Raw genomic sequence first — 21,819 nt, 5'->3', positions numbered from 1 at the left:
CGAATGAAAATTTTGATTGTTTCTACCGTGTCAGGAACGATTAATACGTTTTTAATTCCGCATATTAAATGGTTGATCGAGAAGGGAAATGAAGTTAGTGTTGCATCCAATTATGCTGAAGATATAGATGATAGAATATCGGAACTTGGATGCACGATATATTCTGTTCCATTTCAAAGGAACCCTTTAAAAATAGAAAATTATCAAGCCTTAAAAAGCATAAAACAAATAGTATTAAACGGAAAGTATGAGATGGTCCATGTTCATACTCCTGTTGCATCCTTATTGACCAGATTTGCTTGCCGGAAAATAAAAGGGGTAACGATGGTATATACATCTCATGGATTTCATTTTTTTAATGGAGCTCCAATGAAGAATTGGATTATATATTGCACATTAGAGAGATTAGCTGCCAGGTGGACGGATGTTTTGATAACTATGAATCATGAAGATTTCGATTATGGGCAAAAATTAACATTAAGATCCAACATTCCTTGCTTCAAAGTGCATGGTGTAGGTGTTGATTTAAATAAGTTTTCGCCGATTTCCCGGGAGGAAAAATTAGCTTTGCGATCTGAATATCAATATAATCCCAATGACTTTATTGTTATATATGTAGCCGAACTAAGCTACCGAAAGCAACAAGATTTATTAATAAAAGCGATAAGTAGACTGCAGAAAAATATTAATCAAATAAAGCTTTTACTAGTTGGAGACGGGGAGCTTTTGGAAACATATAAAAAGATGGCAGCTAATTTTAAGTTAGACAATCGAGTAGAATTTTTAGGATATCGAAAGGACATAGATAAGCTACTAGCTATGTCTGATATTGCTGTTTCCACTTCCAGACAGGAAGGGCTGCCAGTAAATATTATGGAAGCGATGGCAACAGGACTCCCAATCGTTGTGACTAATTGCAGAGGAAATCGGGATTTAATTACCAATAATTATAACGGAATTGTTGTAGGAGTAAACGACGAAAAAGCTTGTGCCAACGCAATTGAAAAAGTATATAGATCTAATAAAACGAGAACCATATTTTCTAAAAATAATATTAATAGTATACAAACCTATAAAATAAATAACATTCTTTCAGAAATGGAAGAGATATATTCTAATATATTTGCTGAAAAGACAAAACTGCTGGGAAAGAAGCTTAAAGCATAATAACAATGGTGGGGAGTGATAAATGATGACCGCTGAACTACGAATTGCCTATATCTTACAAATTCATAAAAATCCTGAACAAGTAAATAAATTTATTCATCAGCTTACAGCAAATAATGACGCTGATGTATATATTCATATTGATAGAAGACAACGCGAACAAATAAAAAGCAAGATTGTAAAAAATCCTAATGTAAAAATTTTAGATCAAAGTTTGATTTGTGAATGGGGAGATTTTAGCCAAATCGATACGACGCTTCTGCTGTTGAAGGAAGTTTTATCTGCGAGCAAATCCTATGATTTCGTATGTTTCAAAAGCGGTCAGGATTTACTTGTAAAAGATGGCTTCCATGAATTCTTATCCAAAAACAAAGGACAAATATTTATGCATTTTAATGACATAACCTGGAAGAATAAAGGAGTTATACTCCTTAATTGGCCAAAAGTAACAAGAAAAAGATATACAAACGCCCATCCATTTAGGATATACAGAAGATCTATTAAATACTTATACGATAAAGGCATTAAACTTTTCCCTAATACGAATTATTGGCCACAGGATTTTGAGTTCTATTGTGGTTCACAATGGTTTACCATTTCTTTTGAAGCAGCTAAGTATATTATCGACTTTTTAGAAGAAAATAAATGGTTTTATCACTATTTTGAAAAAACCTATACCCCTGATGAATGGTTTTTTCACACGTTATTAATGAATTCACACTTTAAGTCGAAGGTGGTAAAAGACAACCATTTATTTTTAAGATCAGGAATAACCTTAAGGGAACGGAATTCTCCTATTTGTTTGACTAAAGATGACATCCCTTTCATTGAGGAATCCAATAAATATTTTGCCAGAAAATTTGACGAATCCATCGATAATGAGGTAATTGACTATTTTGTAAATAAAATATACGAGTCTACCTTAAAAAACCATCATTTAATTAAATGATGATTATAAAAAGCAACATGAAATTGTTAGTCATATAGAAAGCGGTGACAGAATGAAGCTATCTCATAAACAAATAGAGGACCTTAGTAAACAATTCGGTTCATCATTCTATTTATTCAATGTCAATAAATTACGGCACAATTATCGAAAACTGCATGATGCCTTTAAAAATAGATATCCAAACTTTATCATTGGCTATTCTTATAAAACAAATTATATCCCATATTTATGTAAGGAAATGTATTCTTTAGGAGCTTATGCGGAAGTTGTTTCCAAGTTAGAATATGATTTAGCAGTAAAGATTGGGGTAGATCCTAAAAAAATTATTTTTAACGGCCCAATTAAGTCCTTCGAGGATATTAAAACTGCACTAGAGAATGAAAGTTTATTAAATATTGATTCATTATATGAAATGGATCATGTTATTGCTTACTGTTTAGACAATCCAGAGCGACAAGTAAAAATCGGTATTAGAGTAAACTTTGATCTATCCGATTCTAATAAAAATGTCATCCAAGCAGGTTATGAAAAAAGCCGTTTTGGTATCTGTGTTGCAAATGGGGATTTTGGGTCAGCGCTAATCAAACTAGGAAAAATACAAAATATTATACTGGCAGGGATCCATGCACATTTCTCAACAAATGAAAGAAAAGTAGAGACTTATATGGAAGTTACAAAAAAACTTTGTTCGCTAGCCAAAACACATATGTGTGACACTATAGAATACATTGATATCGGTGGAGGAATTTACGGAGAATTGCCTCCAGAATTTGGAGTCCAATCCCCAAGTTTTGATGATTATGCAAGTGCTATTTGTGAGGTTATAAACAATGAGTTTCCATACAAAAACAGAAAACCATTTTTAATCCTGGAACCGGGAATCTCCTTAGTTGCCAATGTATTTACATTTATTGCGAAGGTAATAAAAACGAAAAGAATAGATGATCAATATTTTGTCGTAGTCGATGGAAGTGTTCACAATATAAAACCTACTATGCATAAACGTAACCTCCCTATGAAGATTTTTTATCATCAGGAGGATATTCAAAAAAACCTTCATTATCATATTGTTGGTTATACATGTATGGAAAAGGATTACTTAGCTTTTGGTGTTAAAGGGAAGCTTCCTAACAAAAATGATTTCATCTTATTTGAAAATGTAGGTGCATATACGATTGTCTTTAATCCTCCTTTTATTAAGGAACGCCCTTCTATTATCGCATATGAAAATAATACGTACTTGGAAATTCGAAAAAAGGAAACGCTTAGAGAGTTTTTTCATGAGGATTTATACTTATTTCCATAAGTCTTTGTAGTTTAAAGCCTCTACGTTACAATCTCGATCAAAAGGGAAGGAGATATCATTGAATATTTTAATTACCAGTACTGGCAGACGGGTAAAATTAGTTCAGTATTTTAAAGAGGAGCTTCATAAAATAGGGGGAAAGGTGATTGCAATTGATTGCGATCCATCAGCACCGGCTCTTCAAGTGGCAGATTACGCTGAAAATGTTCCCATCGTTACACATCCGGATTATATAAAAAAGGTAAGAAATCTCTGTATTAAATACGATGTTCATGCAGTATTAAGCCTCATAGATCCGGAATTAAGCGTGTTAGCCTCTCAAAAACATGAATTTGCAAAGGAAAATATAAAAATAATTGTTTCAAATAAAGAGATTGTTGATCTATGCCTCGATAAATATTTCACCTTTACATTTTTAGAAAAACATTGCTTGCCAGCTGTCCCAACTTATATAAATAAGGATGATATTTTAATAGACATTCATAAACAGAAGCTTTCATTTCCTTTAGTTATAAAACCCAGATATGGAAGTGCAAGTATTGGAATCACTATTATCCGATCTCTTGAGGAGCTTGAAACACTTTGGTTCGGCAACGATGACCTAGTTGTCCAGCCTTTCATTAGTGGCCAGGAATATGGAATTGATGGATATGTCGATTTAGTGAGCTATGAAACCACTAATATTTTTTGTAAAAGAAAAATAAAGATGAGAGCGGGCGAAACAGATAAATCTGTATCTGTTTTAGATCCAAATCTCATCCAATTGACAAAAAAGGTTATCAATCATTTAAAACCCATTGGTCCGATTGATATTGATTGTTTTAAAACAGATAATGGCTATCTCATTTCAGAAATAAATCCAAGATTTGGGGGAGGTTATCCTCATGCACATGAAATGGGGCAAAATTTTGTAAAAAATATTATCAACAATTTATCCGGAAAAGCAAATGAGGTCATGGTTGCCAAGTATCCAGAAGGATCCATCATGATAAAGTTTGATGATATTATGATTCTTCATGGAGGAGTGAATTCCGAATGTATGAGGTAATATCCTTTCAGGAAAGATCATTGTGGAAAGAGAAATTAGCCCAATTAAATATAAAGGATGTTTTTTATTATCATTCCTACAGTAATTTAAATCTATTTACGGGAGATGGCGATCCTTTTTTATTTTACTGCGAGGATGAACGAGGGAAAAAACTTTGCTATGTATTTTTACGCAGAAATATTAACGCATTGGCTTTTATGGAGGCAGAAAAAGAAACTGAATTATACGATATCATTACTCCCACCTATGGTTATGGAGGACCATTGTATAATGATTTAGACGAACAATTATTAATTCATTTCAGACGGGACTTTGAAGACTACTGTAAAAAGGAAAACATCATTAGTGAATTTATCCGTTTTCATCCTTTATATCAAAATCATACCTATTTGGAGAAATTAGTGGATGTTTCATATGATAGGGAAACAATCTATGTTGACTTAACAAAAAGGGAAGATGAAATTTATAATGGTTATCATAAAAATCATAAAAGAAATATTAAAAAAGCAATAAAAAATCAGCTGACATTTAAAGTCTTTCAAAACGAAAATGCCTGTCCGATTATCGATACCTTCTATGAAATGTACAAAAAAACAATGGACAAAGTAAACGCCTCGGCCTATTCCTACTATTCAAGGGATTACTTGGAACAGCTGGTGCAGGAGTTTCCTGATAAATCAATGATTGGGACTGTTTATTATAATGGCGATATGATTGCAGCTGCATTGTGTCTTTATGACGGATTGGTGCTCCATTATCACCTGGGGTGTTCGGAACAAAAATTCTTAAGTCTTGGTTCCAATACTTATCTTTTGCATCACATTGCTTTATGGGGAAAAAGTGAGGGGCTGAATGTTTTCCATTTAGGCGGAGGACATATCGGAAGAGATTCGCTTTTTCAATTTAAACATCGGTTTAATCCAGAGGGGACATTGAATTTTTATATTGGAAAAAAAGTGCATAATCCTGAAAAGTACAAATCACTAGTCGAAAAATGGGAAAAGTTTTACCAGCAAGAATCTAAGCCGTCTTTTTTTCCTGAATACCGGCAAAAAATATAAAAGATAACTTTACGATTACCGAAATGGTTTTAGACAATTGTTCTTTCTCCGTTAACAAAACATATGATAAACTAGAATTATCAGAATTTTATAAATAACAAAGTAAATTTTGACCATGTGATTATCTATTAAAGGGATTAAAATGGAGGGAATAGAAAATGGAGGTAAGGACACTTTTGTTACAGCAATGGGCAAGCTGCTTAGATCAAGAAGACTGGTTTCCACCACTTGAAAAAGTGCTAGAGGATATCACTTTTGAACAGGCAATTTGGAAACCAGTTGAGGGGGCACATTCCATTTGGGAATTAGTTTGTCATTTGCTTTTCTTTGAAAAAAGAATTCTGTTACGATTTCTTGGTGAAACAAAAAATGAACCACAGGCAGAAAATAATGAGGCTACATATCGATTACCAACTGAGACGTCTCAAAATTGGCAGAAAACAAAACAAGAATACTTTTATGTTCATCGTGAACTAGAAAAAATACTAGCAACATCAGAACTAGAAGATTTGTATAGAGAAATCCCTAAAGACAATCCATTAATGATTGAACTAAAGAGTTTAGCAATGCACGACGCCTATCATATTGGGCAAATTGTATTCCTAAGTAAAATGCAAGGAGCTTGGGCAGCGAAACGAAGCTTTTAAAAAGCTTCGTTTGCTTTACAAACTTTAATGGAATAAGAACGGGAACGTCCAAACCGGACGTTCCCATATTTTATACTTAAATACTATTTATCAAAGCCTTAATCTAAATAAGTTGTTCCTTAGCATTTCGTATACAAAAGCAACAAAGTATAAGAAAAGAGCCTTTCATTATGTAAATTTTTATCTGGTGTCAAATTTTCGTCAGCACAATTCCAATTAATGCCGCGACAATACCAGCAACTTGATAGGACCGTAATGATTCTTTGTATATGTAACATCCGGCAAGTACCACGACTAAGCAGTTTAAGCTGACAATAGGGAAGACTATGCCACCTAATCCTTTGTTCAGTGCGTAAAAATAGCAACTGTAGCCGATAACACTAATGATCCCAATGATTGTACCCGTTTTTATTTCGGGAAATGCAATTTTTTCTCTTGTGATCAACATATTAATCCCCAAATATAAGCATCCACCGCCGTACATAGACACTAGCACATCCAAGGAATGAAGATGAAGATAAGAGGTTGTCTTCATTAAAATTCCTAATATCCCAAAAGACAGAATGGATAGCAATATACGAAGCATCCATGCCAAATAGTTTGTATTTGTATGGTGTTTTGGGGTGTACTGAATAACAAAAACAGCGCACAACATACAGATGATACCAATCCACTGTATCCCATTAATTTGTTCTTTAAAAATGAATGCAGCACATATTATCGGAATAATGGTATTTGCTGCAATTAATGGTGATGTTAAGCTTGCCGGTCCCTTTTCAAAGGATTGCGACATTTGAATATTACCATTGGCATTCAAAATGCCGATAAAGCTTCCTAAAAAAATGGACAGTAAACTTGGATGAAATCTGCTTGAAACAGATCCATAACAAAGGGTAAGCAGAAACGCCATGAAATAAAAGAAAAACTGGATTTGTACTTTCGAAAGATTTTTAGTGCCACTCCATTTAAAAATCGTATTGTTGACACCAAAACCAATGCTAGTTGTTAATGCTGCTAGAATCCACACGATGACTACGCTTCTTTCCTAGGAGAGTATTGAATTTTGCCACTATTATTCTAGCATATAAATGAATCTATTTAACGGAAATTTTTAAATGAAAAAAATTTTTTATGAAGAGTAAATACGAAGCACATAGGTCAAATGATACATTTTAATTGCTCTATTATATTTTGCGAACATTTGTGCTATACTAGATTTAGCATAGCAATGTAGGGTGGGCAGTGGTCACTCCTTTTTCAGAAGGGGGGTGATGCACTGATGGTCACAGTTTACGAAGCATTATCATTAATGGTCACTTTCGGATCGTTAATCGTAGCAGTGATTGCAGTTGTTATTTCGCTTGTAAAACGAAAATAACCCACCCTGCCTAGGCCATGGTTAGGGTGAGTTATTCGCATCTTCTCCGGGCCACTGCACTTCTTGCAGCAGCTATGCTTGGGAACATGACCTGACACGTCATTGTTCCTTTTTATTTTATTCTGTTACTAACATTATATACAATTTGATTTTTGTAAGCAAATGATTCTATGATAATCCCGTCATCATTTTTGCTTATTCAGTTTCCGGAGTCCAATCAGAATACAACCCACTTCCGTTGCAGCCTGGACAATCTATTGGTACTGTATAGGCTGTAAAAGCCGGGATGAATCCTCTGCCTTTACAGTCTGGGCATTTCCCCAAAGCTTCCATTGTGGACAGATGCTTCTCATATCTCTCTGCTCTCCAATTAGAAAATGAGTTTAATAATCCCATCCTATCACCTCCATTTAATGAAGAATAAAGGCTTTAAATATATACGCATTTGTTATTATCTCCAAAAAACAAATATTTATAATAGATGGGTGATAGTCGATTATACGGATGAAAATGGTCATAAAAAAAGCGTCAAAGCCGAAAAAAGATTAAGCAAAAATATTCAGCCTCTTTTTTAAAAATGGACAATTTAGAAAGTCTAGTGGGTATAATGAATTATTTTTGTAAGAATTTTCCGAAAAATAGAGGTGGATGTGCTATAATTTTATATAACACAGTTGCAGGGTGGGGAGTGGTTACGTCCTTTTTTGAAAGGGGGGATCACTGTTGATTACGACTTACCAGGCGTTATCATTAATGATTATGTTTGGATCATTAATACTAACAGTGATTTCGGTTGTGCTTTCCATCACTAAAAAGAAATAACCCACCCTGCAGGCCAAAGTTTGGGTAGGTTAACTCGTTTTTTAACGGGCCACTGCTCAACTTGCGGTTTACTGTGTAAGGAACTGTGGTTGGGAGCCACTGTTCCTTTTTTTTCTATTATTTGGCCCAAGGCACTTACCCTTTTAATTATATTTCACTAAAATCATTATATACAATAAAATTTTTATATTCAAATAAACATGTAATATTGTAATGTTTTTTTAAAATTAAGTTGATAAAGAGGGATTAGCATGAATGTCATTTTTCAAGAAGATTTATCAAATGTAAACTGGACAGAAATGAAACAAGTCTATCAATCTGTGGGGTGGAACAAGCACACCGAGGAAATCATTCAATCAGTATTTCAAGCGAGTAATGTAATCGTTATTGTTAGAGATGAAATGCGTATTGTGGGCTTTGGCAGAGCTCTTACAGATGGAGTATTTAATGCTGCTATATATGATGTGGTTGTGCATAAGCATTTTCAAGGCAAAGGGATTGCAAAGCAAATCATAATGCTTCTAACTAGGAGGCTTGAAGGGGTTTCATGCATACACTTAATTTCTACGACAGGTAACGAAGCATTTTACGAAAAAATGGGCTTTCAAAAATTGAAGACTGGAATGGCAAGGTATTTAAACTCATCTCTTGCTGAAGAATATTTAGAATAATAATGGGATATTTACATACATCTGTGAATATATTGACTTAGGTAATTAGAGGGAGAGCAGAACAGGAAGAATGAAAATCATGATAAACTTTGTCGAGCTCCAACGCCTATCGGCTAGCGGATTTCGTAGTCTTGTCAACATCAGCTCGTGGACTATCTCACTGTGTTTCCTTTATCTCAATCGAAGACTACGAAATCCGTACGTCGATGAGCAAGGCGTTTCCGCTTTTCTGTTTATTTCCGTCTTATATCTAGCAATTTTCCATCTTTATATTTAATTTTTACATTCTCGCCAATACTATAATTTAAAAAAGTATGGCAGTCCATGATAAAAACTTTGTCATTGTCAAATTCCATCGCGCATGTTTCTGATTTGGGATTAGTAGGAAGAGAGAGTTTTTTCTTTGTCTTGCTCCCAGTCAGTTTTTCTGTTGGCTTGGAAGCATAATATTTTTCTGTAATTTTTACTTTTTCATAGGTTGTTTGAATAGGATGATAGATTACTAAGCCAACTAGACAGCCGATAAGCAGCACTAACAACAAAGATTTTCCTAATATTTTTTTCATTTTACACTCCTTTTTTTGTAAGGCAAATTACCGATTACCAACAATGTATGGAGCAAAACTAGTATTTATGAATCAATTCCTCATTTTTATTAAGGAAAACTTAATTAAAAAATTTTGAAACTTTTTCCTTCTTTGGAAAGTCTAATATAATGAGGTGTTATCTAAAGAAGATAAAGTTCAATCTGATGATGAACTAAAGCTATATACCTATATGAAATTTTGGGAACTATATTATAGATAAAATCGCAGATTGCGTAGGGGGACGCCATGAATAGAAAGGTAATGCTCTATACTTTTACCATTAGTTTAGTATTAGTCTTATTATCACCATTCCTATTACCAGTCGAGGTCACTAATTTTAGTCAGTTAAAAGCACTAAGATTTGGATTTCCTTTTCCTTTTATTGAACAAGTAAGCAATATCATTCCGGACCGTGAAGAATTTCCAATAAGGTTAACCATGCAGAACCCTTTGACAAATGTAACGCAAATATTACTTGGAAACCTTGTACTTTCAGTGTTAAATGTGATGGTGTTTTATTTGGCATGCTGGTATTTTATTAAAATAATGATGTTCAAAAGAAAAAAGTCTATCAGGTCAAAAATGGACAGTTGATCCTAATAAGCGAAAGAAGTTTTGTTATTCCCTCTACTCAAAAAGAATAAAAAATTCTTGAAATTATAACATTTCCCATTTATGATAGATTTAATGGAAAAATTTTAATAGTTTAAACCGCGAAAAAGTGATAGAACATTCAAGAATATCATATAATCTCGAACATTAAGTTAAATAAGGTAGTAACATTAAATAAACTGACTAGTCATTTTAATACAGTTAACAGATTGCTTGAGATAGCTCGGAGGAACATAATGTCACCTATTGTGTCAGAAGAATACAAAGAAAATCGCAAGAAGTTGATTTTAGAGAGTGCACTTAAATGCTTTGCCGAAAAAGGCTTCGAACTTGCAACCATTGATGATATTTGTGCCAGGTCAGGCATGAGTAAAGGATCCATATATAATTACTTTAAAACAAAAGATGATATATACATACAGCTAATGAATGAACAAACAAAAGCCAATTTTGATTATTTTCAAGAACATTTTAAAACAATTTCGAATGCAACGGAAAAACTGCAATTTCTTTTTAAAACATATCGGGAGGTATCCCTTACGGAGGATTTCAAACATTTAATGCTTGTTCATGGTGAGTTTTGGCTTTCCTCTTCTCGTAAAAAAGAAATACGCAGTATTATGCTGGAAAGATATCAAAATGTATATAAAAGCTTTGTTATAGCAATTCTTGAAGAAGGTATAGCAAGTGGTGAATTCAGAAAAGATATTGATTCATCTGTTATTTCTACCATTTTCTGGACATATGTCGATGGAATTTGCTTGGATTATGCAGTATTAGGTACTGAATATCCGTATTGTGAGGTTTTTCGAAAGACAGAAGAGATGATTTTTTTCTTATTAATGAAACGTGACTAATTTTTGCTAAATGGACAATGATTAGAAAGCAGGTGGAGGTAATGAGTACAAAAAATATTAACGAACATTTAAAGCAAGTTCATGAATTAAAAAGAAAAAGAACTGTACAAAAGGTAAAAAAAGCAATTGATTTATTAATCGAAAGCAACGAAAAAATTAATTTTAACAGCATTTCCAAAGCATCCGGGGTCAGTAAAGCAACGCTCTATAAAAATACCGAAATAAGAACATTGATTGAAAAAATGAGATTACAGGATTCATCGATACCATCTATACGGGAAATTAAGCGGGAAAAAGAAGAAAGATACAAAGGCGTCATGATTTCTTCCTTAAAGAAAAAAATTAAGTTTCTAGAGAAGGAAAACAATGAATTAAGAGAAGAATTAAAAGAAGTATCTCAGCGCCTTGAAAAACATCGCAATTCCGCATCTTAAAAAGAAAAGCGCAAGCACCTTCTTCATCCGCTGACCGATACACCCGGACCAAAATTTCAAAATAATTAATATTAAAGTGAAAGAAAGAGGAATAAGGTTCATACCTTCATTCCTCTTTTTTAATGTAAAAAAGGAGTGAAAATAGTGTTACATAATAATATTATGTTAACGTAATTTGCTCCAATACTTCTAACATTCATTTATCCTTATTATTTAAGACGATTTCCAAAGAGGACTATTAAAGCTTTTACAATTAAAACAACGGAGAAAAGAATGACGATAATTGCACCAACTACCATTAAAACCGTTGCTAAAGTTGCAGGTATGATGGATGTTGTAACCAATGATGGAAGGATAATTAAAGCAAACCCGGAAAGGATTGCGTAGAAATACTGAAGATTCATCTTCACCACCTCCTTGAATTAATATATGTACAATCCTTAAGATGGTGAAGAAATTCCGCATATTTGAAACATTGTCCTATTTGCATACATTTGAAAAACCGTGGAGATGATAAAAAAAGAAACGATGATTTAAATATTGGGGGAATCATTTTGAAAAAATATACACTCATCATCCTATTCTCGGTTTTATTCCTATTGTTAACAGCTTGTGGTACTTCCAATCGCAATACAGGAAGTGATAAGGATGGTAAAAATACTCTTTACCAAAATATCCAAAAAAAAGGAGTTATTACGATAGGGACGGAAGGAACATATGCCCCTTTTACGTATCATGACAGTACTGGAAAGCTGACTGGATTTGATATTGACATTGCAAATGAAGTGTTTAAAAGATTAAATATCAAACCTAAGTACATTGAAACCAAGTGGGACGGAATGATAGCGGGCTTAGATGCTAAACGATATGACTTGGTCGCCAACGAAGTAGCAGTAAGACCTGATCGATTAAAAAAATACGATATGTCTGATCCGTACATTGTTTCAAAAGCTGTGTTGATTGTTCGCAAAGATAACAACACCATCAAATCATTAGATGATTTAAAAGGGAAAAAGGTTGGGCAATCTTTGGATAGTAATTATCGAAAAATTGCAGAAGATCACGGTGCAACAAATACGGTCGTAGACGGCTTTAACCAAGCCGTTGATCTTATAACTTCCCGACGTATTGATGCAACGATAAATGACAGCCTTTCTTATCTCGATTTGAAGAAGCATCGTCCGGATTTACCGATTAAAGAAGTATACGAGGAAAAAAAAGCAACAAGTAATGCCTTTTTATTCCGAAAAGGCAATAAAGATCTAGTAGATGCGGTTAATAAAGCTCTTGCAGATATGAAAAAGGATGGCTCGTATTTAAAGATTTCAAAAAAATGGTTTGGTACAGATGTATCGAAGTAAAGGATAAAAGACAATGTTTACTAGTGACCGTTCAGAACATATTATAGGGATCCTACGCGATTCCTTTTTTCCTATATTACAAGCAGGGTTATACTTTACCATTCCATTAACCCTCATCACTTTTGTTTTAGGTCTGATATTAGCCTTTTTAACCGCATTGGCAAGAATATCTGACATTAAAATAGTGGATTACATTGCTCGTTTTTATGTATGGATATTCCGTGGAACACCATTAATTGTTCAATTATTCATTTTGTTTTATGGTTTTCCTAGTATCGGAATCACATTAAACCCCTTTCCAGCGGCAATCATTGGATTTACATTGAATGTCGGTGCCTATGCTTCCGAAATATTTAGAGCTTCCATTCTTTCGATTCCTAAAGGCCAATGGGAAGCTGCATTCTCAATAGGGATGACAAAATCGCAAGCAATGAAACGAATTGTATTGCCGCAAGCAATGCGGGTTTCTGTTCCTCCATTAGGCAATTCGTTTATAAGTTTGGTTAAGGATACCTCCTTGGCAGCAACGATAACCGTAACAGAAATGTTTCAAAAAGGACAGCAAATTGCCGCTGCAACCTATGAACCATTATGGTTATATATTGAAGTCGCTTTTATTTATTTAATATTTAGCACTGTGCTATCCTATGCACAATCGGCGCTTGAAAAACGGTATAATCGTAGCATAGCAAAATAATGGAGGAAACATCATGATTACAATTGAAAAGCTCTATAAAAAATTTGATGACCTTGAAGTGTTAAAAGGTATTGATGTAACACTGGAAAAAGGAAAAACTGCTGTTATTATAGGTCCCTCTGGGTCGGGGAAAACAACCTTACTCCGTTGTTTAAATCTATTAGAAATACCGGATAGCGGAAAAATCACATTGGGTACAAAGAAAATCGAATTTATTCCCTCCACTAAATTAAAAACCAGGGAAATGATGACATTTCGAAAGCAAACAGGGATGGTATTTCAAGGGTACAACTTATTCCCTCATTTAACTGCAATCGAAAATATTATGGAAGGACAAATCGTTGTGCTGAAAAGGTCAAAGGAAGAGGCTCGAAAAAAAGCCCTTACCTTGTTGGAAAAGGTTGGTCTAAAGGATCGCGGGGATATGTATCCCCATCAACTTTCCGGAGGGCAGCAGCAGCGGATTGGGATTGCCCGGGCGATGGCCATGGACCCGGAAGTACTCCTATTTGATGAACCTACATCAGCCTTGGACCCAGAACTAGTTGGCGAGGTTTTAAAAGTTATGAAGGATCTTGCTAAGGAAGGGATGACAATGGTAATTGTAACGCATGAGATGAAATTCGCTCATGATGTTGCTGACCAAGTCATCTTCATGGACCAAGGTATTGTGATGGAGAATGGGACACCTGATGAAGTATTTGATCACTCCAATAACCCGAGGCTTTTACAGTTTTTAAATAAGGTTATTGCTAGATAAGAAAAGTGAAGCACTGCAGCTCAAGCCTGTGGATTTCGAAGTCTTCGACACAAGGAACCAAGGCGAGGGACAAGCCGATGTTGACTGAGAAATCCCGCTTGCGGGCGAATGACTAGCCAAACTTGTGCAATGATAAAAAAACGAGGTGTAAAAAGATGAATAAGAAAACGGAGACAAATAGAGCTTCCCAGAAGGGCAACAAAGATAATCAATCTTTAGAAGAAAGAGCATTAAAGAATATGCCATCCGAACCATTACCACAGCCAAAAGATTATGATGAAATCGAATATTAATTTTTCATGTATAAAAGCCAGCGCCTTTCAAAAAATAAGAAAAAACTTGAAAGGTAAGGTATTACATGTCAAATCAAAAGCTTATCAATTTTTTAAACCAAGAACTATCTAATTTTAATATTATGTATGTTAAATTGCATCGATATCACTGGTTTGTCCAAGGCAGACATTTCTACTCACTGCACCAATTATTTGAGAATTTATACAATGAAATGGCAGACGATCTAGATGAGATAGCTGAAAGAATCTTGTCCATCGGCGGAAAACCGCTCGCAACAATGAGTAAATATTTAGAGGAAACTACTCTTGTAGAGGCAACAGCTGATGACAAAGAAAATGAAATGATTTCACAATTGATCAAGGATTACCGTCAAATGGTGGATGAAATGAAAAACACCGGTGTTACACTAGCGGAAGAAGTGAAAGATGAACCAACTGTTGACTTACTAAATGAACTTCAAGCAAAATTTGAAAAACATTTATGGATGCTTGGTGCACTAATTGCATACGAATAAAACCTGAAACCGGAACTAGTTTTTGCTTAGTTCCGGTTTTTTACGATTTGGCCTTCCTTGATGGACAAGTATACCTATTAATGTTTAGGTATTCGAAAAAACCATGTCTAATGTGAGGAATGATTTAATAAACTTTTACCAAGTTCGTTTATTTCATATCTAATGTAAAGAAGGAGAGGAAAGCTTGCATAGAATAGAAAAAATAATGAAACAAGAAGGCTGTAAATTTCCGGGGATAACGTACTCGGAAGTCGTATTGGAACCAGCATTTGAAAATGCAAAAAAGCAATTGTTAGAACCAATGTTAGAAGTTAATCGAGCACATTTAATTATGTTGGTAGAACAAAACTTATTGAGCCAAGAAGAAGGAGCAACCATTCTCGATGCTATCAGTCAGATAGATATTGAAACAATCAAAAATACCTCTTACGCTGGAGAATATGAAGACTTATTTTTTCTGATCGAAAGTGAAATTATTCGTCATGCAGGTGAAATTGGGGGCAGTCTTCATTTGGCACGGAGCCGAAACGATTTAGGTGTTGCTATTTATCGCATGACATTAAGGCAGCATATACTTCAAACCATTCAATCCGCACAAAACTTCCAACAAACCTTACTTGACGTTGCCGAGGAGCATTTAGATACATTAATGCTAGGGTATACGCATACTCAGCAAGCTCAGCCCATGACTTTTGCCCATTATTTACTTGCCGTCTATGACATTGTCAATCGTGATGTTAAAAGGCTTCTCAATGCTTATAAAACGTGTAATAAAAGCCCGCTGGGAGCAGCTGCCTTAACAACCACAGGGTTTCCTATTAATCGTTATCGAGTTGCAGAGCTTTTAGGATTTGATGGGCTAGTAGAGAATTCATATGACGCAATTGCAGGTGCAGACTACTTATGTGAGGCTGCATGCACCATTAAAGTAGCACTCATTAATTTAGGGAGGGTTGCCCAAGATTTGTTGCTTTGGTCCACACAGGAGTTTTCTGCCATAAGCGTCGCTGATCCATATGTGCAAATCAGTTCCATAATGCCCCAAAAGCGAAATCCAGTGTCTTTAGAACACATTCGTGCCCTTAGTTCGAGCGGAGTCGGGGATGCCGAGACGGTGTTGCAAATGATTCATAATACTCCGTTCGGGGACATCAATGATACAGAAGATGACTTGCAGCCTTTTATCTGGAAATGCCACAAAACTGCTAAGGACGTATATGCATTATCGACAGTTGTTATCGGTACTCTTAAGGTTAATAAAAATACTTTATATAAGCGTGCAAAGGAAAGTTTTGCAACGATAACGGAATTGGCAGATGCCTTAACACGTGAAGTAAAAATTCCTTTTCGATCATCGCATGCCATTGCCAGCAAACTTGTCCGCATTTGCATGAATCGCAAATTACTACCCTCTCAAATTTCAGACAAACATTTAGAGGAAGCGGCAATACATATTCTCGGAAAACCTCTTCATCTTTCCAACCAATTCGTAGAAAATGCAATGAATCCCGTACAATTTATCCAAAAAAGATCTCAACCGGGAGGGCCGGCTCCAACTGAAGTAAAACGAATGATAAAGAACAGAAAAAATAACATAAAAGCTCAGGTCTTAGAAACAAAAACATTATTTGATAAACTATCCTCTTGCAGCGAATCATTGCATGAAATCACGAATAAATGGACGAAAACAGATTAATAAGAAAAGCGGAAGCACCTGGCCCATCCGCTAGCCGAAAGGCGCTCGAACTAGACAATGGCTAAACATGTCAATCAATTTATCGGAAGTTTTATAGACAGCTTAATGAGGGGGAACTTATATGAAGAAAAGAAAGTATATGATTTTTATTACCTTAGTAATCAGCGTGCTGTTGCTAACAAGTGCATGCGGCAAAGAAGATGGCTCTAAATCAGGCAAGATAACCATTACGTATTGGCAGTACACCTTCCCACAAAAAGTAGATATTATCAAAGATTTAATCAAAAAGTTTGAAGCGGAAAATCCGAACATTAAAGTTGTAGCACAGGATTTCCCATATGATCAATACAATCAAAAAATTGCGGCAGCAGTAAATGCCAAAAAAGGTCCGGATATTATGAATCTCTACTATGGCTGGCTTCCTCAATATCAGCAAAAAGGCTATATTCAACCCATTCCAGAAGACTTCATGAGTGCACAAGATATTGAATCCTACTATATTCCTATGATTCAAGCTTCAAAAATAGATGGGAAATATTATGGATTGCCCGTAGCGGTACGATCTCTTGCTTTATTTTGGAATAAAGATATGTTTAAAGCAGCAGGTCTAGATCCTGAGAAACCGCCAAAAACATGGGATGAACTGATTACAATGGCAAAACAAATGACCAAAATGAAAGCTAATGGGCAATATGAGCAGGAAGGTTTTGCTTGGGATGTGAATGGTCAAGGGTACCATACCTTTGAAGAAGTAATGCTACGTCAATGGGGGGTAACACCATTTAGTGATGAAGGGAAAACAGTTCAATGGAATAGCTCACCAGAGGGTTTAGAGGCATTTAAATATTGGATTAATATGACGAAGGAAGAAAAAATAGGGGATCGTAATTTCCTGACGGATTATAATACTGCGTTTAAAGCGGGCAAAGCTGGAATGATGATTGATGGATCCTTCAGTGTTGCTGCTACAAAAGAAGCAGCAAAGTTCGACTGGGGCGTTACTACCTTGCCTGTTAAAGAAGAAGGAGGAGTAAAATCTAACTTTGGCTCCTATTGGACTAATAGTCTAGCAAAAGGGTTGTCAGGAGAAAAATTAAAAGCCGCAGAAAAGTTTTTAAAATTTTTGATTTCCGAGGATACACAAAAGGAATGGCTGGATAAAGTAGGGGAACTGCCTGCCGCAGCATCTTTTTCAGATGATGCCACCATTAAAAATGATCCTATTTACGGCCCATTTGTGGAGGGATTGGCGGATGCGCATGCGACACTTTTCGTGGATGAGGCAAAGGAAAGAGACTCCATCAATAATGCAGTTGAATCCATCCTGCTTAAAAAAGCGCCATTCGATAAAACATTTGAAGATTTAGTGAAGCAGCAACAAGATATTCGTGATCAATATTATAAATAAGGATTTTAGCACCGTCTGAACCTTTTTCACCAGACGGTGCGTTTTCCAATAAGGGGGACAAGGAGATGAATTCCACCACCGTTCATAATAAGCGGCAACCTATGAAATTACATACTAGAAGAACGCTAACTGCTTATGCCTTTTTAACGATTCCATTGCTTTTCTTTTTATCCATTCGAATTTTTCCAACTCTTTATGCATTTTCACTCTCTTTCATGACCCAGGATCATTCAAGCGGTACATTGGATAATTACAAACAACTTTTACAGGATCCTGTTTTTTGGAAGTCTGTCTTGAACACAGGTTTGTATGTTATTGTCACCGTTCCCCTACAGATGGCTTTTGGGTTAATTATCGCATTAGGGATTGGGCGAGTTAGGCGTTTTCGGTGGCTGTATCGAATGATTTATTTTTTGCCATATATTACTTCCATCGTTGCAGTCAGCTGGGTATGGAGACTGATGTATGACCAAAATACCGGAGTGTTTAATCAGATATTAACTTGGCTTCATATCCCTCCCCAAGGATTTCTCGGAGATCCAAGTGAATCACTTTTATCTGTGAGTGCTGTAATGATTTGGCAGGCGATGGGATTCAGTATGCTGATTTTTATGGCTGGACTTGAGGCGGTTCCTAAGCATTTTTATGAAGCGGCACAAATCGACGGGGCAAGCAAATGGAAAATGTTTTGGAAAATTACATTTCCATTATTAAATCCGACGATTGTATTTTTAGCAGTAACAGGGGTTATTCAATCCTTGCAATCCTTTACGCAAATTCAAAATCTAACCGGGGGAAGCGCCGCTAATGCAGGAGGACCATTAAATAGTATTTTAAGTATCGTGGTATACATGTATAAGAACGCCTTTACTGATTTTAATATGGAGTATGCTTCCGCCATTACAGTTGTTTTATTTATCATTATTTTACTCGTAACGTTAATACAGTTAAGAATTTTAAATAAAAGCTATGAATATTAGGAGGTGTTTTTATGCAAAGGAAGAAGAAGGACATCGGGGCTGTCATTATTCATCTTTTTCTTATAGCTGGAGTCATTATCGTTGCATTTCCATTTGTATGGATGATCCTGTCATCTTTAAAAAGCATCTCTGATTTTTATAATTTTACCTTTCTTCCAAAGAAAATTGATTGGTCAGGCTACGAATATATTTTTAAAGAAACCGAATTCTTGCGCTGGTACTGGAACAGTATTGTCGTAGCAATAATCGTTACTATCAGCTGCCTTATTTTTAATTCTTTAGTTGGTTATGTTTTAGCGAAGCACCGTTTTCCCGGAGCAAAAGTTGTCTTTATTTTAATTCTAAGTACATTAATGATTCCAACAGAGATGCTGGTCATACCCTGGTATGTGATGGGGAGTGATTTTGGCTGGGTAGATACGTTTTGGGGGATTATGTTTCCCGGCTTGATTGAAGCGTTTGGGATTTTCTTAATGAGACAATTCATGCTCGGTGTTCCCGATGATATTTTAGATGCGGCAAGGATTGACGGAATGGGGGAATTTAAGATTTGGTGGCGAATCGCCCTTCCACAAGTAAAACCTGCATTATCAGCTTTAGGAATCATAACTTTTTTAGGAAATTGGAATGCTTATTTATGGCCGGTTATTATCACCGCTACCGATAATATGCGTACCCTACCTGTTGGGATTTCTTTATTTTCGACTGCAGATGCAGGCGGGATAAAATGGAACCTCATTATGTGTATGAGTACAATGGCTGTAATCCCAATGATCATCGTCTTTCTTTTTTTTCAAAAAAGAATTGTGGAAGGGATTGCTTTAACAGGTGTGAAAGGGTAGAAGAGCGAGTTTAAAAATCTATTATGTATTCTTTTTGCTTTTCTTAAAAAATCGATATAATATCGTTCCGATAACAATATAGATAACGACCATTATACTAAGGATTGGTATCCAAATATTACTCATGCTTATTGCTCCTTTCGTTATACTTCCTTATTTTAAAAGTTTCTCTTTTAGATGAAAAGTATTTACAAGAGGGAATCAAAGAAAAAATGGATTTCCTCTTTATTTTATCTTTAACGCTGCTTCTAATATTTTTAACGTAAGTGGATGGTCATCGATGATATAAGAGATTTGGTCCGGTTCCACCCAAATACGAGCTAGAGATTCATTTTTTCGCAAAAATGGCAAGCACTCTGTAATTTCCATACGATAAAACAATTGATATCCGATTAAAGGGTATATTCCATTTGGATCAAAAAGAGGATTATCTGAATGGTTTACTTCTATTGTACCTAAATATTTTATTTCTCCCTTTACATAGCCCTCCTCATAGGCTTCACGATGAAAGGCCTGTTCAGGTGTTTCATTTCCTTCGATATGTCCGCCCGGCATATTGAAGCCGCGATTATCAATCTTAACCAACATAATTTTTTCATCCAGAAAACAATATCCGTGCACACTTGTCATTAATGCAACGTTCGGCATCCTATTTGGAAGCCAAGTTATTTTAACATGATGACCATTCCAGTTAACATATGTTTGATCCATCTGAATTTTCCCCCTAAAATGATGGAATGATATAGTTTAACATTACATTAAATATTCTTGAATAATATTCATTTCCCTTTTTAAGAAGTCGCCAGTTTGTGACAAACTTTTTAAATTTCATAATTGGAGGCGGTAAAATGACAAGAAGAATACCGACATTTATGGATAGTCCTTATTTTGTGGATGAACCGGGAAATTGGCATCTTAAATATGGAGCACCAGAAGAATTACAAATTGAATTACAAGAGTATATGGAAGCCTTAGAAGATGAAAATGTACCTGGTACGATATACGGGAATCATATTTCATACCCCTATGATAATGAAGTATAGACGGAGAAATCCTTTAAGGATTCTCCTGTTTTTATTTATAGTAAATAAAAAGGTATATTTGTTTATAGTGTTTAATCATATATTTAGAAGTATCTATTAAAGAAAAGAGGGAGATATCAATGAGTTTTTACTCGCATTCAGCACGATTAATAAATGGCGAAGAAGTTTCGATGACTAACTACAAAAATAAAGTTCTGCTGATTGTAAATACTGCCAGTAAATGCGGATTCACAAAACAATTTAAAGACTTGGAAACATTATATCAAAAGTATAAAAGCAAAGAATTTGAAATACTCGGCTTTCCATGTAATCAATTTGGGGAGCAAGATCCAGGAAGCAATGAGGAAATTGCCCAATTTTGCACCCTTAACTATAATGTTTCCTTTCCAATGTTTGAAAAGATAGAGGTAAATGGAGAAAATGCACATCCTATCTATCAATATTTAACGTCACATGCAGCAGGATTTTTAGGAACCAAAAAAATAAAATGGAACTTCACCAAATTTTTAATCAACCGTCAAGGCGAGGTGGTTGCAAGATACGCGCCGAATATAAATCCTTTGAAAATTGAAAAGGACATTGAAAAATATTTGACTCCTATAAATTAACAATCCAAAATAAATGGTTAGTCTTATTCTATTTATCTATTTAATTTAACGTGTTATGATAGTAAACGTTGTATAAA

The 21,819-nt window shown here is 35.1% G+C and carries 28 protein-coding genes; 23 read left to right on the top strand and 5 right to left on the bottom strand.

What is annotated here, in order from left to right; translation table 11 throughout:
• Positions 1-3: 3 nt before the first annotated feature.
• From NSQ59_RS13260 to NSQ59_RS13235, 6 genes are all read left to right on the top strand, one after another.
• Positions 4-1,167: a glycosyltransferase family 4 protein gene (locus NSQ59_RS13260; protein ID WP_340831623.1), complete on the top strand. Its 1,164-nt coding sequence runs from the start codon at positions 4-6 to the stop codon at positions 1,165-1,167.
• Positions 1,168-1,192: 25 nt separating this feature from the next.
• On the top strand, positions 1,193-2,116 hold the full coding sequence (locus tag NSQ59_RS13255) for a beta-1,6-N-acetylglucosaminyltransferase (RefSeq protein ID WP_340831621.1): 924 nt from the start codon (positions 1,193-1,195) through the stop codon (positions 2,114-2,116).
• A 52-nt stretch (positions 2,117-2,168) separates the two neighbouring features.
• Positions 2,169-3,422 (top strand): diaminopimelate decarboxylase, encoded by a 1,254-nt coding sequence (locus NSQ59_RS13250; protein ID WP_340831619.1) that lies wholly within the window; start codon positions 2,169-2,171, stop codon positions 3,420-3,422.
• Between the two features lie 58 nt (positions 3,423-3,480).
• Positions 3,481-4,470 (top strand): ATP-grasp domain-containing protein, encoded by a 990-nt coding sequence (locus NSQ59_RS13245; protein ID WP_340831618.1) that lies wholly within the window; start codon positions 3,481-3,483, stop codon positions 4,468-4,470.
• Entirely contained in the window at positions 4,458-5,531 is a 1,074-nt protein-coding gene (locus NSQ59_RS13240; protein WP_340831617.1) for a lipid II:glycine glycyltransferase FemX, read from the top strand. The genes NSQ59_RS13245 and NSQ59_RS13240 overlap by 13 nt, the downstream gene beginning before the upstream one ends.
• A 158-nt stretch (positions 5,532-5,689) precedes the next feature.
• Positions 5,690-6,178 (top strand): DinB family protein, encoded by a 489-nt coding sequence (locus tag NSQ59_RS13235; RefSeq protein ID WP_055739782.1) that lies wholly within the window; start codon positions 5,690-5,692, stop codon positions 6,176-6,178.
• Between the two features lie 190 nt (positions 6,179-6,368).
• On the opposite strand, the gene NSQ59_RS13230 is transcribed toward NSQ59_RS13235, so the two are convergent.
• Positions 6,369-7,205, bottom strand: coding sequence for a DMT family transporter (locus tag NSQ59_RS13230; protein ID WP_340831615.1), 837 nt, complete (start codon positions 7,203-7,205; stop codon positions 6,369-6,371).
• Positions 7,206-7,457: 252 nt separating this feature from the next.
• On the opposite strand from NSQ59_RS13230, the gene NSQ59_RS13225 reads away from it, so the two are divergent.
• On the top strand, positions 7,458-7,556 hold the full coding sequence (locus NSQ59_RS13225; RefSeq protein ID WP_133120535.1) for a putative holin-like toxin: 99 nt from the start codon (positions 7,458-7,460) through the stop codon (positions 7,554-7,556).
• A 195-nt stretch (positions 7,557-7,751) separates the two neighbouring features.
• Here the strand turns inward: NSQ59_RS13225 and NSQ59_RS13220 are convergent, their stop codons facing one another.
• Positions 7,752-7,952 (bottom strand): hypothetical protein, encoded by a 201-nt coding sequence (locus tag NSQ59_RS13220; protein WP_055739780.1) that lies wholly within the window; start codon positions 7,950-7,952, stop codon positions 7,752-7,754.
• Positions 7,953-8,279: 327 nt separating this feature from the next.
• On the opposite strand from NSQ59_RS13220, the gene NSQ59_RS13215 reads away from it, so the two are divergent.
• Positions 8,280-8,378 carry a putative holin-like toxin gene (locus NSQ59_RS13215; RefSeq protein WP_220096207.1) on the top strand — a complete coding sequence of 33 codons (99 nt, stop codon included), beginning with the start codon at positions 8,280-8,282 and terminating at the stop codon, positions 8,376-8,378.
• A gap of 251 nt (positions 8,379-8,629) precedes the next feature.
• Entirely contained in the window at positions 8,630-9,049 is a 420-nt protein-coding gene (locus NSQ59_RS13210; protein ID WP_340831610.1) for a GNAT family N-acetyltransferase, read from the top strand.
• Positions 9,050-9,282: 233 nt separating this feature from the next.
• Here NSQ59_RS13210 and NSQ59_RS13205 read toward each other — a convergent pair whose 3' ends face one another.
• Complete coding sequence (locus tag NSQ59_RS13205) at positions 9,283-9,615, bottom strand: hypothetical protein (RefSeq protein WP_055739778.1); 333 nt, start codon at positions 9,613-9,615, stop codon at positions 9,283-9,285.
• A 267-nt stretch (positions 9,616-9,882) separates the two neighbouring features.
• Between NSQ59_RS13205 and NSQ59_RS13200 the strand changes: the two genes are divergently transcribed.
• The 3 genes from NSQ59_RS13200 (at position 9,883) to NSQ59_RS13190 (ending at position 11,539) form a co-directional block, all read left to right on the top strand.
• On the top strand, positions 9,883-10,230 hold the full coding sequence (locus NSQ59_RS13200) for a hypothetical protein (protein ID WP_055739777.1): 348 nt from the start codon (positions 9,883-9,885) through the stop codon (positions 10,228-10,230).
• 254 nt (positions 10,231-10,484) lie between these two features.
• Complete coding sequence (locus NSQ59_RS13195) at positions 10,485-11,105, top strand: TetR/AcrR family transcriptional regulator (RefSeq protein WP_340831607.1); 621 nt, start codon at positions 10,485-10,487, stop codon at positions 11,103-11,105.
• Positions 11,106-11,146: 41 nt separating this feature from the next.
• The gene (locus tag NSQ59_RS13190; RefSeq protein ID WP_055739775.1) at positions 11,147-11,539 is read left to right on the top strand and encodes a DUF6262 family protein; all 393 of its coding nucleotides are present in this window, start codon (positions 11,147-11,149) and stop codon (positions 11,537-11,539) included.
• A 209-nt stretch (positions 11,540-11,748) separates the two neighbouring features.
• On the opposite strand, the gene NSQ59_RS13185 is transcribed toward NSQ59_RS13190, so the two are convergent.
• Positions 11,749-11,943 carry a hypothetical protein gene (locus NSQ59_RS13185; protein ID WP_055739773.1) on the bottom strand — a complete coding sequence of 65 codons (195 nt, stop codon included), beginning with the start codon at positions 11,941-11,943 and terminating at the stop codon, positions 11,749-11,751.
• 150 nt (positions 11,944-12,093) lie between these two features.
• Between NSQ59_RS13185 and NSQ59_RS13180 the strand changes: the two genes are divergently transcribed.
• The 9 genes from NSQ59_RS13180 to NSQ59_RS13140 all read left to right on the top strand — a co-directional run bounded on the left by NSQ59_RS13180 (position 12,094) and on the right by NSQ59_RS13140 (position 20,091).
• A complete protein-coding gene (locus tag NSQ59_RS13180) occupies positions 12,094-12,900 on the top strand; it encodes an amino acid ABC transporter substrate-binding protein (protein WP_152982374.1) in 807 nt (268 codons plus the stop codon).
• Positions 12,901-12,913: 13 nt separating this feature from the next.
• Positions 12,914-13,597, top strand: a complete 684-nt coding sequence (locus NSQ59_RS13175; protein ID WP_055739771.1) for an amino acid ABC transporter permease — start codon at positions 12,914-12,916, stop codon at positions 13,595-13,597.
• Positions 13,598-13,610: 13 nt separating this feature from the next.
• Positions 13,611-14,357, top strand: a complete 747-nt coding sequence (locus NSQ59_RS13170) for an amino acid ABC transporter ATP-binding protein (RefSeq protein WP_055739770.1) — start codon at positions 13,611-13,613, stop codon at positions 14,355-14,357.
• Between the two features lie 155 nt (positions 14,358-14,512).
• Positions 14,513-14,650, top strand: coding sequence for a hypothetical protein (locus NSQ59_RS13165; protein WP_163258566.1), 138 nt, complete (start codon positions 14,513-14,515; stop codon positions 14,648-14,650).
• 65 nt (positions 14,651-14,715) lie between these two features.
• Positions 14,716-15,165: a Dps family protein gene (locus NSQ59_RS13160; protein ID WP_340831601.1), complete on the top strand. Its 450-nt coding sequence runs from the start codon at positions 14,716-14,718 to the stop codon at positions 15,163-15,165.
• 205 nt (positions 15,166-15,370) lie between these two features.
• Positions 15,371-16,861 carry an argininosuccinate lyase gene (gene argH, locus NSQ59_RS13155; protein ID WP_445669242.1) on the top strand — a complete coding sequence of 497 codons (1,491 nt, stop codon included), beginning with the start codon at positions 15,371-15,373 and terminating at the stop codon, positions 16,859-16,861.
• A 121-nt stretch (positions 16,862-16,982) separates the two neighbouring features.
• A complete protein-coding gene (locus NSQ59_RS13150) occupies positions 16,983-18,269 on the top strand; it encodes an extracellular solute-binding protein (RefSeq protein ID WP_083489314.1) in 1,287 nt (428 codons plus the stop codon).
• Positions 18,270-18,334: 65 nt separating this feature from the next.
• Positions 18,335-19,249, top strand: a complete 915-nt coding sequence (locus NSQ59_RS13145; protein WP_340831598.1) for a carbohydrate ABC transporter permease — start codon at positions 18,335-18,337, stop codon at positions 19,247-19,249.
• Positions 19,250-19,260: 11 nt separating this feature from the next.
• Positions 19,261-20,091, top strand: a complete 831-nt coding sequence (locus NSQ59_RS13140; RefSeq protein WP_126646963.1) for a carbohydrate ABC transporter permease — start codon at positions 19,261-19,263, stop codon at positions 20,089-20,091.
• A gap of 225 nt (positions 20,092-20,316) precedes the next feature.
• Here NSQ59_RS13140 and NSQ59_RS13135 read toward each other — a convergent pair whose 3' ends face one another.
• Positions 20,317-20,802: an NUDIX domain-containing protein gene (locus NSQ59_RS13135; protein ID WP_340831594.1), complete on the bottom strand. Its 486-nt coding sequence runs from the start codon at positions 20,800-20,802 to the stop codon at positions 20,317-20,319.
• A 137-nt stretch (positions 20,803-20,939) separates the two neighbouring features.
• Here NSQ59_RS13135 and NSQ59_RS13130 point away from each other — a divergent pair, with 137 nt between their 5' ends.
• Together NSQ59_RS13130 and NSQ59_RS13125 are read left to right on the top strand one after the other, a co-directional pair.
• Positions 20,940-21,134 carry a hypothetical protein gene (locus NSQ59_RS13130; protein WP_126646965.1) on the top strand — a complete coding sequence of 65 codons (195 nt, stop codon included), beginning with the start codon at positions 20,940-20,942 and terminating at the stop codon, positions 21,132-21,134.
• 119 nt (positions 21,135-21,253) lie between these two features.
• Entirely contained in the window at positions 21,254-21,742 is a 489-nt protein-coding gene (locus NSQ59_RS13125; protein ID WP_126646966.1) for a glutathione peroxidase, read from the top strand.
• Positions 21,743-21,819: the final 77 nt, after the last annotated feature.

The sequence above is a fragment of the Margalitia sp. FSL K6-0131 genome, assembly GCF_038008735.1.
Classification (GTDB): Bacteria; Bacillota; Bacilli; order Bacillales; family Bacillaceae_C; genus Margalitia; species Margalitia shackletonii.
Note: the sequence above shows the minus strand (reverse complement) of the source record. Positions and strands in the feature narration are given on the sequence as shown.